This is a genomic window from Bacillus sp. CH140a_4T (assembly GCF_008923725.1).
Lineage (GTDB): Bacteria > Bacillota > Bacilli > Bacillales > Bacillaceae_G > Bacillus_A.
In genome coordinates this window covers 694349-712188 of the sequence record NZ_WBPF01000016.1, presented here as the reverse complement: position 1 = coordinate 712188, position 17840 = coordinate 694349, and the positions used below count along the sequence as shown (strand labels likewise).

General features: G+C 36.4%; 22 protein-coding genes. 2 read left to right on the top strand and 20 right to left on the bottom strand.

Annotation, left to right across the window (positions count from 1 at the left end; translation table 11 throughout):
- Window positions 1–35 precede the first annotated feature (35 nt).
- From folE to F8162_RS19205, 11 genes are all read right to left on the bottom strand, one after another.
- On the bottom strand, window positions 36–605 hold the full coding sequence (gene folE / locus F8162_RS19255) for a GTP cyclohydrolase I FolE (RefSeq protein WP_001151482.1): 570 nt from the start codon (window positions 603–605) through the stop codon (window positions 36–38).
- Window positions 606–725: 120 nt separating this feature from the next.
- On the bottom strand, window positions 726–998 hold the full coding sequence (locus F8162_RS19250) for an HU family DNA-binding protein (protein WP_001043860.1): 273 nt from the start codon (window positions 996–998) through the stop codon (window positions 726–728).
- A 298-nt stretch (window positions 999–1296) separates the two neighbouring features.
- Window positions 1297–2775, bottom strand: a complete 1479-nt coding sequence (gene spoIVA / locus F8162_RS19245; RefSeq protein ID WP_000416519.1) for a stage IV sporulation protein A — start codon at window positions 2773–2775, stop codon at window positions 1297–1299.
- A gap of 242 nt (window positions 2776–3017) precedes the next feature.
- Window positions 3018–3731, bottom strand: a complete 714-nt coding sequence (locus tag F8162_RS19240; protein WP_151631074.1) for a hypothetical protein — start codon at window positions 3729–3731, stop codon at window positions 3018–3020.
- A gap of 63 nt (window positions 3732–3794) precedes the next feature.
- Complete coding sequence (locus tag F8162_RS19235; protein ID WP_001288997.1) at window positions 3795–3998, bottom strand: DUF2768 domain-containing protein; 204 nt, start codon at window positions 3996–3998, stop codon at window positions 3795–3797.
- A gap of 268 nt (window positions 3999–4266) precedes the next feature.
- Window positions 4267–4518 (bottom strand): stage VI sporulation protein F, encoded by a 252-nt coding sequence (locus F8162_RS19230; RefSeq protein WP_000369753.1) that lies wholly within the window; start codon window positions 4516–4518, stop codon window positions 4267–4269.
- A 115-nt stretch (window positions 4519–4633) separates the two neighbouring features.
- The gene (locus tag F8162_RS19225) at window positions 4634–5656 is read right to left on the bottom strand and encodes an NAD(P)H-dependent glycerol-3-phosphate dehydrogenase (RefSeq protein WP_151631075.1); all 1023 of its coding nucleotides are present in this window, start codon (window positions 5654–5656) and stop codon (window positions 4634–4636) included.
- Between the two features lie 18 nt (window positions 5657–5674).
- Window positions 5675–6985, bottom strand: a complete 1311-nt coding sequence (gene der / locus F8162_RS19220; protein ID WP_001125888.1) for a ribosome biogenesis GTPase Der — start codon at window positions 6983–6985, stop codon at window positions 5675–5677.
- 124 nt (window positions 6986–7109) lie between these two features.
- Entirely contained in the window at window positions 7110–7295 is a 186-nt protein-coding gene (locus tag F8162_RS19215; protein WP_151631076.1) for a capping complex subunit for YIEGIA, read from the bottom strand.
- On the bottom strand, window positions 7292–8185 hold the full coding sequence (locus F8162_RS19210; protein ID WP_151631077.1) for a YIEGIA family protein: 894 nt from the start codon (window positions 8183–8185) through the stop codon (window positions 7292–7294). Before F8162_RS19210 ends, F8162_RS19215 begins: the two co-directional genes overlap by 4 nt.
- A complete protein-coding gene (locus F8162_RS19205; RefSeq protein WP_151631768.1) occupies window positions 8178–8789 on the bottom strand; it encodes a hypothetical protein in 612 nt (203 codons plus the stop codon). The genes F8162_RS19210 and F8162_RS19205 overlap by 8 nt, the downstream gene beginning before the upstream one ends.
- Before the next feature lie 116 nt (window positions 8790–8905).
- On the opposite strand from F8162_RS19205, the gene F8162_RS19200 reads away from it, so the two are divergent.
- A complete protein-coding gene (locus F8162_RS19200) occupies window positions 8906–9040 on the top strand; it encodes a YpzI family protein (RefSeq protein WP_000513900.1) in 135 nt (44 codons plus the stop codon).
- 324 nt (window positions 9041–9364) lie between these two features.
- Here F8162_RS19200 and F8162_RS19195 read toward each other — a convergent pair whose 3' ends face one another.
- The 4 genes from F8162_RS19195 to F8162_RS28800 all read right to left on the bottom strand — a co-directional run bounded on the left by F8162_RS19195 (window position 9365) and on the right by F8162_RS28800 (window position 12889).
- Complete coding sequence (locus F8162_RS19195; protein ID WP_151631078.1) at window positions 9365–10414, bottom strand: type 2 isopentenyl-diphosphate Delta-isomerase; 1050 nt, start codon at window positions 10412–10414, stop codon at window positions 9365–9367.
- 12 nt (window positions 10415–10426) lie between these two features.
- Window positions 10427–11575: a 30S ribosomal protein S1 gene (gene rpsA / locus F8162_RS19190; protein WP_151631079.1), complete on the bottom strand. Its 1149-nt coding sequence runs from the start codon at window positions 11573–11575 to the stop codon at window positions 10427–10429.
- A gap of 334 nt (window positions 11576–11909) precedes the next feature.
- Entirely contained in the window at window positions 11910–12587 is a 678-nt protein-coding gene (cmk, locus tag F8162_RS19185; protein WP_151631080.1) for a (d)CMP kinase, read from the bottom strand.
- Window positions 12588–12715: 128 nt separating this feature from the next.
- A complete protein-coding gene (locus F8162_RS28800) occupies window positions 12716–12889 on the bottom strand; it encodes a YpfB family protein (RefSeq protein WP_192797639.1) in 174 nt (57 codons plus the stop codon).
- A gap of 158 nt (window positions 12890–13047) precedes the next feature.
- On the opposite strand from F8162_RS28800, the gene ansA reads away from it, so the two are divergent.
- Complete coding sequence (gene ansA / locus F8162_RS19180; protein ID WP_151631081.1) at window positions 13048–14022, top strand: asparaginase; 975 nt, start codon at window positions 13048–13050, stop codon at window positions 14020–14022.
- A 59-nt stretch (window positions 14023–14081) separates the two neighbouring features.
- Here ansA and F8162_RS19175 read toward each other — a convergent pair whose 3' ends face one another.
- The 5 genes from F8162_RS19175 to gudB form a co-directional block, all read right to left on the bottom strand.
- On the bottom strand, window positions 14082–15062 hold the full coding sequence (locus F8162_RS19175) for a YpdA family putative bacillithiol disulfide reductase (RefSeq protein ID WP_151631082.1): 981 nt from the start codon (window positions 15060–15062) through the stop codon (window positions 14082–14084).
- 109 nt (window positions 15063–15171) lie between these two features.
- Window positions 15172–15702 carry an N-acetylmuramoyl-L-alanine amidase family protein gene (locus tag F8162_RS19170; RefSeq protein ID WP_001240648.1) on the bottom strand — a complete coding sequence of 177 codons (531 nt, stop codon included), beginning with the start codon at window positions 15700–15702 and terminating at the stop codon, window positions 15172–15174.
- Between the two features lie 79 nt (window positions 15703–15781).
- Entirely contained in the window at window positions 15782–16018 is a 237-nt protein-coding gene (locus tag F8162_RS19165) for a DUF3961 domain-containing protein (RefSeq protein WP_098385274.1), read from the bottom strand.
- 97 nt (window positions 16019–16115) lie between these two features.
- Window positions 16116–16325 carry a hypothetical protein gene (locus F8162_RS19160; RefSeq protein ID WP_151631083.1) on the bottom strand — a complete coding sequence of 70 codons (210 nt, stop codon included), beginning with the start codon at window positions 16323–16325 and terminating at the stop codon, window positions 16116–16118.
- A gap of 78 nt (window positions 16326–16403) precedes the next feature.
- Entirely contained in the window at window positions 16404–17690 is a 1287-nt protein-coding gene (gene gudB / locus F8162_RS19155) for an NAD-specific glutamate dehydrogenase (RefSeq protein WP_000225171.1), read from the bottom strand.
- Between the last annotated feature and the right edge of the window lie 150 nt (window positions 17691–17840).

Genomic DNA, 17840 nt, shown 5'->3' with positions numbered 1-17840 from the left:
AAAAAAAAAAAAGAAAAGCAGTTTCCCACTTTTCTTTACTTCGTTTTAATAAAAGATAAAATTTCACTACGTGCCGCAGCATCATTTTCTAGCACACCACGTACTGCTGTTGTTACTGTTTTCGCGCCTGGCTTTTTCACGCCACGCATCGTCATGCACATATGTTCCGCTTCTACTACTACCATTACACCATGCGGCTCTAGTACTTCCATAATAGAGTTCGCTACTGTTGATGTAATACGTTCTTGTAGTTGTGGACGACGTGCAATTGTATCTACAGTGCGAGCTAATTTACTTAACCCTGTCACTTTTCCGCCTTGCGGAATATATGCAACGTGAGCAACTCCATAGAATGGAACTAAATGATGCTCACACATCGAATAAAACGGTATATCTTTTACTAATACAAGCTCCTCGTGATCTTCTCCGAACACTTTATGTAAATGTTCTTTCGGATCTTCATGCATACCTGAGAACACTTCTGCGTACATTTTCGCAACACGCTTTGGTGTATCAAGTACTCCCTCACGATTTGGGTCATCTCCGATTGCCTCTAAAATAAGGCGTACTGCATGCTCAATTTGTTCTAAATTAACTTTTGCCATCCGCTAGCCCTCCCGAAAACCTAAAAGTGATACGAACACATTCTAGCATATTTATGTTTTTAAAAGCAAAAAGAAGAGTTTCCAAAAAGGAAACTCTTCTTCCCTGTTAATATGTAAGGATTATTTAACCGCATCTTTTAACGCTTTACCAGGTTTGAATGCAGGTACTTTACTTGCAGCGATTTCAATCTCCTCACCTGTTTGTGGGTTACGACCTTTACGAGCCGCACGCTCACGAACTTCGAAGTTACCGAATCCGATCAGTTGTACTTTATCACCTTGTTTTAAAGCTTCTAAGATAGAATCAAAAACAGCGTCTACTGCTTTTGTTGCGTCCTTTTTAGAAAGGGAACTTGCTTCTGCAACAGCATTGATTAAATCTGTCTTGTTCATGCCATTCACCTCCTCCCAAAGATAAGACTGTATAATGATCATAAAATGAGTCTTACTTTCATTTGTAGGCAATTTTTGCAAATTCTATACTACAAAGATGTAGATAAATCATTATCAACGCCTATATTATACGATTCTCCTTTATAATTCAATATTTTTAAGGAAATTCTTACTCTTAAAATGTGAAAATCTGATGAAACTTGACAATTTACAACAATATATTAGATAATGACTGTTTATTTTTCTATTTCATACGCGAAAATCAAAAAAATCCCTCTACGATGAGAGGGATTTTTTCTTATAATATAATCGCAATTAATCCGCCAGATCCTTCATTAATAATTCTTTCTAGCGTTTCTTTTAATTTATATCTCGCATTTTCTGGCATTAAAGATAGTTTCGCCTGAATGCCTTCTCGAACAATAGAGCTAAGCGAACGTCCAAATATGTCAGAATTCCAAATTGATAATGGATCATCTTCAAAATCTTGCATTAAATAACGAACTAATTCTTCACTTTGCTTTTCAGTACCAATGATTGGCTCAAACGTAGACTCCACATCTACTTTAATCATATGAATAGACGGAGCTACAGCTTTTAATTTCACACCAAACCTTGAACCGTGACGAATAATTTCTGGCTCATCTAAGCTCATATCAGCTAACGCAGGCGCCGCTACACCATATCCTGTTTGCTTTACCATACGCAGGGCATCCGCCACTTGATCGTATTCTATTTTCGCATGGGATAAATCGAGCATAAGCTTCAATAAATGATCTTTCCCTCGAATTTCCACTCCTACTACTTCTTTTAAAATTTGATCATATAATTCATCTGGTGCATATAAATCAATTTCTGCTACGCCTTGCCCCATATCAATGCCAGCTAGGCTCGCTCGATCAATAAATTCATACTGACTAAACTGCCACACGACACGGTCCACATCACGAAGACGTTTTATATCCTTAACAGTCTCTTGAACAGCTTCTTGATAACTTTGGCGTAACCAATGCCCTTCATTTAACACCATTACCCAGCTCGGAAGGTTCACATTCACTTCTAAAACAGGGAACTCAAATAACGCCTCTCGAAGTACATTGTACACATCTGTTTCTCTTAAACTTTCGACACTCATCGCAATGACTGGGATATCATATTCTTCAGATAAACTTTGGCGCAATTGCTCTGTATCTGGATGATACGGCTGTACAGTGTTGATGATCATAATGAAAGGTTTTCCGACTTCTTTTAACTCATTTACGACGCGTTCTTCTGCCTCTATATAATCTCTTCTTGGAATTTCACCAATCGTTCCATCTGTTGTAATTACAACACCAATCGTTGAATGTTCTTGAATTACTTTACGTGTGCCGATTTCTGCAGCTTCATGGAATGGAATAGGTTCTTCATACCAAGGAGTATTAATCATGCGCGGGCCATTCTCATCTTCATAGCCTTTTGCTCCTGGAACTGTATATCCAACGCAATCTACCAATCGAATATTCACTTCAAGACCTTCATCTACTTCGATAGAAACCGCTTGGTTTGGAACAAACTTCGGTTCCGTCGTCATAATTGTACGACCAGCAGCACTTTGAGGCAGTTCATCCTGCGCCCTTTGACGGTCAGACTCATTCTCAATATTAGGAATAACTACAAGTTCCATAAATTTTTTAATGAATGTTGATTTCCCTGTTCGAACAGCTCCTACAACTCCAAAATAAATATCACCGCCTGTGCGTTCCGCAATATCTTTAAAAATATCTACCTTTTCCAAGTGATTCCCTCCCTCAATATTTTTGGGAATAATTCCACGTTTATAGTCAACTAATACCTTCTCTAACGTTGTCTATAATATCTGATATAATATAATGGTATTCTAGAAGTTCGGACAATATATCATATAATTTTGTCCAATTTCATATGACTATTAAAAAATACCTTTTGTTTGCATCGTAAGTTGTGTAACATAAAAAACCTTTCTTCTAGAACTTATTCACTAAAAGAAAGGTTCATGACTTATGATTTTAAAAAAATTGGTTCTCCATTCTTTACCGTATACGGTAAAGAATACGCAGGTACAAATGGAGAATCTTTCGAAAGTATATTCCGAATATCTTCTCCCTCCTTAAATTGCCCTTCATTTTTTTTCAACGCTTCATATAAATCGATTCTATAATCAACAAAAACTTCTCCCTTTTCATTGATTACAAACGGAAGCCCTTTACCAGAATACGGACTTGTCACTTGCGGTACATCTTTATATCCTAGTTTTTTGAAATCTAATTCATACACTCCATCTGAAATTATCTTTTTAAAAGGTGGATATTGATGTTCATCCCGATACATCCGAAGCTTTAATGATAACTGCTGAATTTGTTCAGCCATCCTAACATCAATTAACTTTACTGTCGGGTTTGTTTCAACGTCTATTAATACGTATTGATATACTCCTCCGCTTTCATACGCGTTCCCTGGCGCTTCTTGTATGTAACGCGGAGCAATCTTTTGAAAATCGATTGGATACTTTTGATAAATAGGCGTATTCATATCCCGCGTCTTAATTGGCAATATCCCACCATTTTGCTCCTTAAATGTCGCAACAGCTTTTTGAACGACCTGTAGCTGATCTTCATAAGGAACAGCATTTTGTTTCATATTTTCTTTCGGATACAGACATCCTGTTAAAAGGCTCATACAACAAAATATTAAAATAATATGGACTTTTTTCACTAGCAATCACCTTTCATACTAATATAACTTACTCCGTATGTAGCATTTTCGAGACCATTCCCTTTACTGCTGTACAGGTCCACTAAATACAACAAGAAAAATAACAATTCCTGACACAACCATAAGGGTGTAGGCTACCAAAGCTGTAATCCCTTTCAAAATTTTATTCTTTATTTTATATCTGCTTAGCAAAATAAAACTTACTGCAAAAAACATAAATCCAATTGCCCCTAAAGCAAACCACATTTTTATAAGCCCTTCCGACATATACACACCCCTTTTTATTAATCTATTTTTATACTATTTTAACAAATTAAAATCTTTAAACAAATACAAAAAGAACATTTTACTGCAAATTGCGAATATGTAACTGTAATCAATAGGTTTTTCAGTATTTTCCACTAGTCTCCATAAACATAAAAACCGAAGCGAGTGTATCCTCTCGCTTCGGTTGACCAAATATGCCCAAAACAGCTCTATTCCAATACTTTCATGGCTATCATATGCAATCTACAAACTCTTTGTTTCTCATATTTTATTTTTTAAACATTTTGCTTAACGAGCCAAAATCTGCTGGCATATTATTGTTAATAATCGCTTTTACAATTTGATCCTCTTGTTCTTTTGGCACTTCACGTCCTGCCATAAGAGCCACTTGATGAATCAATTGACGAAGCACAGTCTCATCACGTAAATTCGCATTTTGTACAGATGATGCTAATTTAAAAATATCTTCTTTATTCACTTTCGCTTCTTTTTCAATGTTATTAAAAATGTTATTATCCATTCTTTTCACCCTCTCCTCAAGTTACTCTTCATCCTATGCAAAAATAAAAAAATGGTGAAAAGACCCAAACAAATAAAAAGCGACAGAAGTACAATTGTACTTCTGTCGCTTTTCTTTAAAGTAAATCAGGTATAGCTTCTACTTCGTGTTTTCGAACACGCCCCATTAATGAGCCTACTGCATCTTTTACATTATTCCCATTAAATAGCACGTCATATAAAGCAGCTGTAATCGGCATTTCCACTTCCATTTTCTCTGCCAATTCATGAGCAGCTTTCGTTGTTCTTACACCTTCCACAACCATACCCATGCTTTCTAACACTTCTTCTAAAGAGTGCCCTTTTCCAAGTAAATTACCCGCGCGCCAATTTCGGCTATGAACACTTGTACAAGTTACAATTAAGTCTCCCATACCAGTTAGACCAGCAAACGTTAACGGATTTCCGCCCATTTTTCTTCCTAAGCGAGCGATCTCTGTTAAACCACGTGTCATTAGTGCCGCTTTCGCATTATCACCTAATCCAAGACCATCAGTTATCCCAGCAGCTAACGCGATAATATTTTTTAACGCACCACCAAGTTCAACTCCAACGATATCTGGATTTGTGTATACACGGAAGTAACTATTCATAAACAAATCTTGTACTTCCTCAGCCGCTTCCATACGCTTTGCTGCAGACGTAACAGTTGTCGCTTGACGTAAACCAACTTCTTCAGCATGACTCGGTCCAGACAGTACAACAACATCTTTAATTAAGTCCTCTGGAATTTCTTCCTCAATCACTTCCGAAATACGTTTTGACGTACCAGGTTCAATTCCTTTACTTGCATGAATCCAAGTAGTCGGACCCGCTACATATTTCTTCATATCTTGTAATACTTCTCTATACGCTTTCGTTGGTACTACAAGAAGTACTACATTTACATCTACTAATGCTTCTTCTAAAGAAGAGTAGGCTACGATTGTGCTTGGCAATGTAATTCCTGGAAGGTATCGACTATTCTCATGTTTGGTATTAATCTCATCCATAAGTTCAGAACGATTTCCCCAAATACGTACATCATGTCCATTGTCAGCTAATACCATCGCTAACGCTGTTCCCCAGCTACCTGCTCCTATTACTGTGATTTTTGTCATAAAATCACATCCTCTCCATTAGTCTCTTGCTCTAGCGATAATGTGAATCGGTGTTCCTACAAAACCGAAAGCTTCACGTAAACGATTCTTTAAGAAGCGCTCATATGAAAAGTGCATTAATTCTGTATCGTTTACAAATATAACAAATGTTGGTGGTTTTACCGCAACCTGTGTCGCATAGAAGATTTTCAGACGGCTACCATTATGAGTTGGTGTTGGATTCATCGCTACCGCATCCATAATTACATCATTTAATACGTTCGTTTGAATACGGATACTATGGCTTTCATTTACTTCATTAATAACTGGTAATAATGTTTGTGTACGTTTTTTCGTTTTCGCAGATAAGAATACAATCGGTGCGTACTCTAAAAATTGGAAATGAGCACGGATGTTTTCTTCAAATGCTTTCATTGTTTTTTCATCTTTTTTCACTGCATCCCATTTGTTTACGACGATAATAACAGCACGTCCTGAATCATGAGCATATCCAGCGATTTTTTTATCCTGTTCAATAATACCTTCTTCTCCGTCTAAAACAACTAAAACAACGTCAGAACGTTCAATTGCTCTAAGTGCACGAAGTACACTATACTTTTCTGTGCTTTCGTATACTTTCCCTTTTTTACGCATACCAGCTGTATCGATGATTACATAATCTTGACCATCTTTACTATATGGTGTATCAACAGCATCACGTGTCGTTCCCGCTATATTACTTACAATTACACGTTCTTGCCCAAGAAGTGCATTTACAAGTGATGATTTCCCTACATTTGGACGTCCAATTAAAGAGAAACGGATTGTTTCATCGTCATACGCTTCTTCTTCAATCTTTGGAAAATGATTTGCAGCTTCATCTAACAAATCACCAAGTCCTAAACCGTGTGTACCTGAAATCGGGAATGGCTCACCAAATCCTAATGCATAAAAATCATAAATATCACTACGCATTTCTGGATTATCAACCTTATTTACCGCAAGTACAATTGGTTTTTTAGAACGATATAAAATTTTAGCAACTTCTTCATCTGCTGCAGTTACACCATCGCGACCATTCGTCATAAAAATGATAACATCCGCTTCATCAATCGCTACTTCCGCTTGTTGACGAATTTGTGTCAAGAACGGCTCGTCTCCAATATCAATTCCACCTGTATCAATAATGTTAAACTCATGATTTAACCATTCTCCCGCACTATAAATACGGTCTCGCGTTATACCTGGTATATCTTCTACGATTGAAACTCTTTCTCCAACAATTCTATTGAAAATAGTAGATTTTCCTACGTTCGGGCGGCCTACTATTGCTATTACTGGTTTCGGCATATACTTTCATCCTTTCAACTTGCTTCTGTTTATTATGTAAAAAACCCTTCTTTGTGCAAGAAGGGATTTGCATTCCAGAATATTTCTCAGCGTATCAAAACACCTCACATTATACCACACGTTACTAATGTTTCACAATAATATATACATTCTCTTGTAAGCGATGCGCAATACCATCTAAAATTGCCTCTAAATTATTTGCAACAAATTCTAATTCATCTGTCGATTCACAAGTAAACAAAGGGGCACCACCAGCAAATTTATCCGGTGTTGTTGTAATAACCGCGAGAATTACACTTTCTAACATCATCTTTTATCTCCCCTTCCTTTCGGGGCTTCCGATGACATATGAACAGCACTTTCTAACGTCGGCACATTCCCTATGACACCTATCGCTTTTTCTGCATCTTGATCTTGTGGCAAGACAAAAATCCCAACCCTACCATCTTCTAAATCACGCTTTGCTAACGGCACAAGCGCTGGCGTACCAGAATCTCTATAAATCCCTAAAGCAACAGAAACATCATGTAAAATAGCTTGTCGTTGTCCTAAGTTTGAGATTGTCACCATCGCATCAATTGTTTTCGGCCTTAAAATAAAGCCCATTCCATATTTCATAATTTCCTCTTGCCTTGCTGGCAATCCAATATTCATAATGTAAATATTATCAATATACAGCCCCGCTCCTTCAAAACGAAGTGGAACATGCTCGATATCAACAAGATCATGTAACCTTTTGCCAGACATTAATTTTTTCGCGATAATAAATGCGATGATAGCCATAATTACTCCTGCAATCCATGAACGGAACCCTATATACGCAAACGTCGTTGCAAACGACGTTAACATCGCCAAATAGTTGCGACTTTCAAAAACTAATGCAATCCCTTCAATATATGTATTTCCACGCGGTACGAGCTCATATCCATCTAATTGTTGAAGGGTATTTCTTTCCATATTACGCACATCACGAAACTGTGTTGCTGCTAATGTAAGAAATGTAATAGCAGAAAAATCTTTTTTCAAAATCGACGGAATCGCAATCGCTCCTAAAGCCGCTGCAATTAACCCCATCGCAACGTGAATAATTTTCCCGTGGAGCCTCGTCGGATATTGACGCGTATCTGTCCGGAGCATTAGCACTCTCGTTACTGTACCCGCTATTACTCCGCATAAAATGGCCGGTGTATATTCAGTCATGTATTACCCTCGCCTTTCTTTTACGTGCTTTCCTCTTAAACTGTTCCATGTATACTGATGCTTTTGCAATCCAAAATAAAATTGCCATGAAAAATGTAGCAACGGCGACGATATCAAAAAACGCTAAACTTCCGTAATCATAAGGGAAATGTAGTTTTCGAAAAATAAGTGTCACTAACAACTCCCCCTGTAACATCCCTATATAAAGAGAACATAATCGTAATATGCGATCCTCATGCAATACAACCGATGCATACACAAGAGCACCACTTAACAAAAACAACCTGTCCACCACAATCCAAATCGGATCATATACTTCTAACAAATGAAAACTTGTATATAACATTGCAATAATAAGTGCCGAAAGTAAGCTATATAATTTTTTCCAAATAGAATAGAGCGTGGTTCCTATAAAAGCTACAATACAAAGCAACAGTGCATTTACTGATACCGTGAATGAAGCAATCTTTACATGTAACGGAGAGCAAATAATAAAAATCAATATACAAGCGCTTATCTTCCACCGAATAGAGTCCTTTTTCATAAAAAAAGTTACAATAATCCACCCTATCCAAGCTACAAAATAAAAAGTACTCCCTTCCATCATTTCACCTCCTATGTTTTCCATTATGGGAACTTTTTATGAAAGTTAATCCACTTTCTTCGCGCATAGTTTTTTCATATAACAGCAACACTTTTAATAAGGAGGTGCTATTCATTATGGGTAAAGATCGTCAAGAACGAAAACTAAGAGAATCACGACGCGTTGAATCTGACCGTGACCAATCACTACAATATCCGGGGGCTACTGGACTGGATACACCAGAGCAAGCTCGCAAGCAGAATCAGCACTAATGAATACAAAAAGACGGTTTCGATATTGTACGAAACCGTCTTTCACATTTTTATTTATATCAAAATAATATTTCATGTATAAATCTTTCTAGGATTTATTTTTACCTCCACCTATTTTCTTTGACAAAATTAAACCCTTTCCAATAATTCATCAGTACAATATCTATATTTTTCAACCTCTATTTCAGTCGCAATTTTCACGAGCTAATGTTTATATACATAATAATAATTTTATTTTTTACTTTGATAGAATATTAATTCATTCCTCACTTTATATTACTAAAAAAGAACAGAAAACAAAAAATCAACCCCACGTTTGATTTTTTATCTTCTACTATAATGCGTCGTATCAATACCACGCTGCGTTAACCAATGATACGTTTCGCCCTTTACAACAAGAGGTACAGCCTGTAACTCTTCTATCGTCTTTGCACCAAGAGCTGTCATAATAAATTTCAAATCTGTATGTAAAAGATCAATTTCATCCACTAACTTCTCGATACCATCTTGCATTAAAATACGTAAAAAGTATCCAGCAAACGCAGTTGTATTCGCCCCTAATGCGATTGCTTTCGCTACGTCAAGTGCTGTTTGTATACCCCCAGATGCAATAAAAGAGAGGTTATTATTTGTAGAGGTTGCTTCAATAATCGAGGTAGCTGTTTGTATGCCCCAGTTATTAAAATAAGAAAGCATTCGCTGTCTTCTTTCATTTTCAACAGCAGCAAAATTCGTACCACCTTGTCCACCAATATCAATTGCCGTTACACCTACACTCGCTAACTGTTGTATTGTTTCCTTACTCATCCCAAATCCAACTTCTTTCACAATGACAGGAACTTTACTATTTAAAACAATTTTCTCAATGCGCTGAAGTACACCAGTAAAGTCACGGTCTCCTTCTGGCATCGTTAACTCTTGTATGACATTTAAATGAATTTGCAATGCATTTGCTTCAATCATATCAACAGCACGCTCTGCCTGTTCGATAGTTGCCTCACTACCTAAATTAGCAAAGAAAATACCATTCGGATTTACCTTTCTGATAATCTTATAAGAAGCAGCCTCACTTTCATCTTTTAACGCCGCCATTTGCGAACCTACAGCCATAGCAAGATTATGATGTTTCGCTACATATGCTAATTTCTCATTAATATGTAACGTTTTCTCTCCTCCACCACCAGTCATCGCATTGATAAAAATCGGCGAACTTAGTGAAAGTTCGCCGATTTTTGTTTCACATGTTATTGTGTCATAACTTGAATTTGGCAAACCTTGATGCACAAAATCAACATCATGAAAGCCATGCGTACGAGACTGACCAGTAGAAAGAGCGTATTCAATATGATCTAATTTACGTTTTGCCCTTACCACTTGTACCCCTCTTTATTTCTTTAATTTTTTCAGTTGTTCACCAATAATATCACTTAATTGGAAAGTAGCAGAATCAGCATTTGGCTCATACTGACTGTAATCTTCAATTACATTATTTTCCTCAAGCGCTTCTTTTATACTTAAAGAAATACGTTTCTCTGCTACATGGACTTCAAGTACTTTCACTTTTACTTCTTGTCCCATTTCCAATACTTCATTTGGATTTTTCACGTGACGATTTGCAATTTGAGATACGTGCACAAGACCTTCAACGCCAGGTAAAACTTCAACGAATGCACCGAATGTAACAAGACGTTTTACGACTCCTTCACGAATATCTCCAGCTTTTAGTTCGCCAGCCACATTTTCCCAAGGCCCTGGTTGAGCTGCTTTAATTGATAAAGAAATACGTTGTGTATCAGCATCAACAGATAACACCTTAACCTTTACCTTTTGACCTTGCTCTAATACTTCAGAAGGTTGCTCTACTCGTTCGTGTGAAATTTGTGAAATATGAACTAAACCGTCCACACCACCAACGTTAACGAAAGCACCAAAATCCGTTAATCGTTGCACTGTTCCTTCAACAACGTCTCCTTCTTTTAATGAAGAAATCGCTTCTTTTTTCTTAGAATCTAGTTCTAATTCTACTACTGCTTTATGCGAAAGGATTACACGATTTTTTTCGCGGTCTAATTCAACAATTTTCACGGCTAATGTTTTGCCTTTATAGTCAGTAAAATCTTCTACATAATGTACTTCTACAAGTGAAGCTGGGATAAAACCACGAACACCAAGGTCCACCACTAATCCACCATTCACAATATCTTTTACAGTAACATCAAACACATGACCAGAAGTGAATTTCTCTTGTAATTCTACCCATGCTTTTTCTGCATCAACAGCACGTTTAGATAAGACAAGATCTTCTTCTTCTAATTTAATAACCTTTAATTCTAGTGTTTGATCTAATTCTACAACATCGCTTGCTTTTTCAATATGAACGTTAGCTAATTCACTAATTGGAATTACGCCATCTGTTTTGTATCCAACATTTACAAGCACTTGTTTCTCTTCAACTTTCGTTACAGAACCTGTAACAACGTCACCAACTTGTAATTCTTTTGAATCCATAACTTCTTCATTCATTTTCTCTACCATGGAAATACCTCCCTACAGAATTGACAAAGCATTTTTTATGTATATACGAAATGAAAACAATTGTTTTCATTTGCATGTTTAAGAATTTATCATCACATACTTGATTTTCATAAATTTCACTAGAAAATATATTAAACTTATATAAATAGTATACAGCAAAATCATCTTGAAGAAAGTATGTTTTGAAATATAATAGCGAATATATTCTGAAAGTTTTATCTCTCTTTTACTAACTTCTTACAAATCTGATCATTTGTCAAGGAAAGAGACTCACAATTCACGTATCCTTTACATTTCTATACAAACAAAAAAAGAAAGAGGCTATCCCCTTTCTTTATTTCGCAAACACTCCTGAAACAATACTCATAATTTTTTGGACAACTTCTTCAATTGATAAAGAAGTTGTATCTAATTCCAATGCATCATCAGCCTTTTTGAGAGGAGAAACTTCGCGTTCTGAATCTAATTTATCACGCTGAGCAATTTCTTTTTTCAACTGCTCTAAATTAGAATCGAAACCTTTATTCATATTTTCTAAATGTCTTCTTTCTGCTCTTTCTTCAACAGAAGCAAGCATAAAGATCTTCACTTCAGCATCTGGTAACACATGTGTACCAATATCACGGCCATCCATTACAACGCCGCCTTTTTCCGCTAACTCTTGTTGACGACGTACCATTTCTTCACGAACAAGGCGATGTTTCGCCACAATAGATACTCGATTCGTCACCTCAGGTGTACGAATTACTTCAGAAACATCTTGTCCATTTAAAAATACAAGTTGTGTATTTTCTCCTTGCTGAAAGTCAATATTTACATTCTTTACAACTTCCATTAACTTCTCTTCATTCTCAATGTCCACTTTTTGTTCAAGGGCTGCATATGTAATCGTGCGGTACATTGCGCCTGTATCAATATAAACGTATGAAAGTTTCTTTGCCACAACTTTTGCAACCGTACTTTTTCCAGCAGCTGCTGGACCATCTATAGCAATTGAAATTCGTTTATCCATTGTAACACCTCATTTTTTCACTTATAAAACAAAACGAAAAGCAGGTATTCTCCTGCTTCTTCTCATTTGCTTCACGTCATTAAATCCTCAATTATTGTAGCATACTCCTTCATAGAAGAAAATGAAAACTACCTATTCACCTGTAAGATTTCTGTTTTGTTTTTTACCACGACACCTTCATAATAAACAATTTTAGATAAATATTTCACTGATGACTTATGTATAAATAACAATTGCACAATACAAAGACAAATGAATTGTATTACTAATATACGAATAAAAATTTTCTCCATCTTTTTCAACGTAATTGCTTCCTCCTATCCTATATTTACACATCGTACATATAGCAGTTAATTTTATTGTCATTTTCGAGGCATACTTTTATACATTTCCATTGTCGAATTTACTCAAAACATGTTATGTTCTAAATGTATTTTTCAACTTGAAAGGGGTATAAGCATTGAAAAGAATCCTAGTTTTACACACAGGTGGAACAATTGCAATGGAGGAAGATAAAGAAACTGGGGTCGTACAACCAGGTGAAAAAAATCCTCTTTTAAAATTTATTCCTGATTTAGAAGGCGATGTTGATTTAATCGTTGAAGATGTGTTCCATCTACCATCTCCTCATATGACACCGAGCGAAATGTTACAATTACAAGTCATCATTGATGAAAGAGTAAAACAAGACAACATTCATGGCGTAGTCATTACGCATGGTACGGATACATTAGAAGAAACAGCCTATTTCTTAGATTTAACAGTGCAAGCAACTATTCCAATCGTTGTAACAGGCGCAATGCGTTCTAGTAATGAATTAGGTGCTGATGGTCTATATAACTTCTTATCGGCTGTAAAAGTCGCTAGCTGTAGTGAAGCTGCTGAAAAAGGTGTTTTAGTCGTATTAAACGACGAAATTCATTGCGCTACAAATGTAACGAAAACACATACAAGTAACGTGGCAACATTCCAGAGTCCACAGTATGGACCAATTGGTATGGTAACAAAGCGCGGCGTTGTATTCCATCACGCTTTAGTACATCACGAAACATATTCAGTAAATAAGGTTTCTAAAAACGTAGTCGTTCTAAAAGCATACGCTGGTATGGATGATATATTGTTAGCAGCAATTGAAAATCTTCCAGTAGACGGGATTGTTATTGAAGCACTTGGACAAGGTAATTTACCTCCAAGAACACTTCCTAGTCTAGAACGATTAATAAACAAAGGAATTCCTGTCGTATTAGTTTCTCGCTGTTTCAACGGCATCGTTCAAGATGTATATTCATATGAAGGTGGCGGCAAACAATTAAAAGATATGGGTATTGTATTCACATACGGCTTAAATGCTCAAAAAGCACGTATTAAATTATTAGTTGCATTAGAGAATACAAATTCTCATGAAACAATCCAAAATATGTTTATGCACAATTAAAAATATGTTTATGCACAATTAAAAAAGAAGCTGTCGAAGTTTATTTCGACAGCTTCTTCTTATATTTCTCTTGACGCAATGATTTGCGCAATCGCATCCCCATGAAATCTACCGTTCTCGATAAATATTTCATTCGCATTATTTCCAGCAGCAATTACACCTGCAATGAAAATATTTTCAGCGTTCGTTTCCATCGTATCCTCTGCATAAATCGGACGTCCTGTTTTGTCATCAATCCGAACACCCATCTTCGTTAAGAAACTATGATCAGGATGGTAACCAGTCATCGCAAATACAAAATCATTTTGGATTGTATATGCCTCATCATCAACTGTAAACGTTAATGTATGTTCAGTAATTTTTTTCACGTGAGCCCCAAAATGCATTTGAATTGTGCCGCTTCGTACTAACGCCTCAAACTCCGGCAAAATCCACGGCTTAATGCTTGGTGAATACTCACTTCCGCGATATAGCACCGTTACACGCGCACCGGCTTTAACAAGTTCTAACGCGGCATCTACACTCGAGTTTTTTCCACCTATAACTACTACATCTCGATCAAAATAAGGATGTCCCTCTTTAAAATAGTGAGCTACTTTCTTCAGTTCCTCACCTGGAACGTTCATATAATTTGGATTGTCATAATATCCAGTTGCTACAACAATATATTTCGCTATATATATTTCTATACTTCCGTCACGCTTTGTCGTCTCAACCTGAAAAACTTCTCCATCCTTTTGAATGTTCTCCACTCGTTCAAAAGCATTTACACGTACAGATTTACGCTTTACTACTTCACGATAATACGCAAGTGCTTGATTTCGAACTGGCTTACGATTTTCTGTAATAAAAGCTACATCACCAATTTCTAATTTTTCACTAGAAGAGAAAAATGTTTGATGAGTTGGATAATTATAAATCGCATTTACAATGTTTCCTTTTTCAATTACTAACGGATTTATCCCTACCTTTTGCAACGAAATTGCCGCTGCTAATCCGCACGGACCGCCTCCAATTATGATAGCTGTTTCTTTCTGCATACTCAGCTCACTCCTAGTCTTCTACCAATACGCTATTTATAAAAACAAGAAAAAACCTACTTACAGCAGTAGGCACCTATCTTTATTGTATTCATTTTTCATATATTTGTCATCTAAACGAAACGTACATCCGATAGACATCTGCTAAAAACTGCTGAAATTTAATACCTTGTTTCCCTAATACATTTTCAGGATCAATCTTTCTAGCTGGATCAAGTGTTTTATGTGATACGATATCTTTCTTCGGATTCAAGCCGAAGTTTTGACATAAATACGCATGATACCACGTAAAACGAGTATATGCTTCCCAAAAGTTAACATCACCGCCATAACAAAGTTCCACTCCAATAGCAGCCTTATTGGCATCATAACCATATAAGTCATTATCTGTCGGCACACCATATCGAACATGATAGGCGACTTCATTTATAGGAACAATTTCCAATATTGTTTTATCATCTATAAATGTATGTGCCGAGGCTTTCGGTTGTATCTCATTAAAATAATCCCGATTGCCTATCGCATTGCTACCAGGGTTCCCCGTATCATGACTTACAATAAACCTGACTTTAGAAAGAGGAATTCCCGGTCGTGAACTTCCATATCCAATATAGTTACGCTCTATAGGAAACATCGCCATTACTACCAACTCCCGCTTCAGAAGATTACTTTACCTCCTTATATATGTATTCGGTAGCAATGTCCTTATAGCATATTTCTTACGCGAAGAGAAAATCGAAAATATTTGATGTGAATACCATAAATAGTAAAATACTTACAGCAACTCCATAAAAACCGTAAAACCAAACGCAATCTTCTTTCGTATCTAAACCGAAAAATGTATTTACTGATTGCAATAATGTGCCGCGCTTACTTTGTTTGTTTCTTAATACTTCCACTCGTTCTACAACATCTGCTGGCATCATAAATCTTTGGTCTACTGTCATTTTCATTATTTATCTCTCCTTAAAATCATTTCCGTTTTGTTTATCTAAGGAGAGTATAGCACATTTGTTCGTGCAGAACAAGCGTTCTTTTTATTTTTATTTTATTTTATTTTTCAGCCAACCAAGTAAGAATCGAGATTACAAAGGCTATAATCGGTCCTACTACAACTGCACCAAATATTAAAAACAATAACCCTTCTCCGAACACCCGAACGCTACTTGTTTTTTTGGCTTTCATCGTTCTTGCGAGTTCTCCCTCTAGCCTCTTAACCTTTTCTTCTAATTGTTCTACTCGTCCCATCATTTCATTTTCCATATACAACACCTCACACTAATACTTCAACAAAAAAACGTGATTCCCTCGAAAGGAATCACGTTTTCTCACAATATAATATTATACCCAACCTCTGAAGCGACTTGCCTCAGCCATTTTACGAACACCGACCATATACGCTGCTAAGCGCATGTTCACTTTACGAACTTGTGCTGTTTCATAAATAGAATCAAATGATCTTACCATTACTTTTTCTAAACGTTGTTCTACTTCTTCTTCAGTCCAGTAATAACCTTGGTTATTTTGCACCCACTCAAAGTAAGATACTGTTACACCACCAGCACTTGCTAATACGTCTGGAACAAGTAAAATTCCGCGATCTGTTAAAATTTTAGTTGCTTCTAATGTTGTTGGACCATTTGCAGCTTCAACAACGATTTTTGCTTTAATATTATTAGCATTTTCTTCTGTAATTTGGTTCTCAATTGCAGCTGGAACTAAAATGTCGCAATCAAGTTCTAACAATTCTTTGTTTGAAATTGTATTATTAAATAGTTTTGTTACTGTACCGAAGCTATCACGACGGTCTAATAAATAATCAATATCTAATCCGTTTGGATCATGCAATGCACCGTAAGCATCCGAAATTGCAATAACTTTCGCGCCTGCATCATGCATAAATTTAGCTAAGAAGCTACCAGCATTACCGAATCCTTGAACAACAACACGTGCACCTTTAATATCAATGTCGCGTTTTTTTGCAGCTTCGCGAATACAAATTGTTACACCTTTCGCCGTTGCTGTTTCACGTCCATGTGATCCACCTAATACAAGTGGCTTACCTGTAATAAATCCCGGTGAATTAAATTCATCAATACGGCTATATTCATCCATCATCCATGCCATAATTTGAGAGTTTGTGAATACATCTGGAGCTGGAATATCTTTCGTCGGTCCTACGATTTGGCTAATTGCTCGTACATAACCGCGGCTTAATCTTTCTAACTCACGGAATGACATTTCACGTGGGTCACAGATAATTCCACCTTTACCTCCACCGTATGGTAGATCAACAATACCACATTTTAAACTCATCCAAATCGAAAGTGCTTTCACTTCATTTTCTGTTACATTCGGATGGAAGCGAATTCCACCTTTCGTTGGACCAACAGCATCATTATGTTGCGCACGATATCCTGTAAATATTTTAACAGTCCCGTCATCCATACGAACTGGTATTTTCACTGTCATCATACGAATTGGTTCTTTTAATAATTCATATACTTCGTTTGGATAACCCAATTTTTCTAATGCTTCACTAATAACAATTTGTGTCGAATTCAATAGTTCAAAATGTTGTTCCCTTTGTTGTTGTGTTTTTGTTTGAGTTCCCTTTTCGGCTACCATAGTAAGTAAACCCCCTGTAATTTCACTTGTTTAGTAAACCTTCATTGCCTAGTATACACCGTTAAATTTGGAATGCAATAGAAAACGCTAACAAATATATACAAACTATTTCCTGTTGCAAGCGTTTTCACTATCATTATAGTCCTTTTA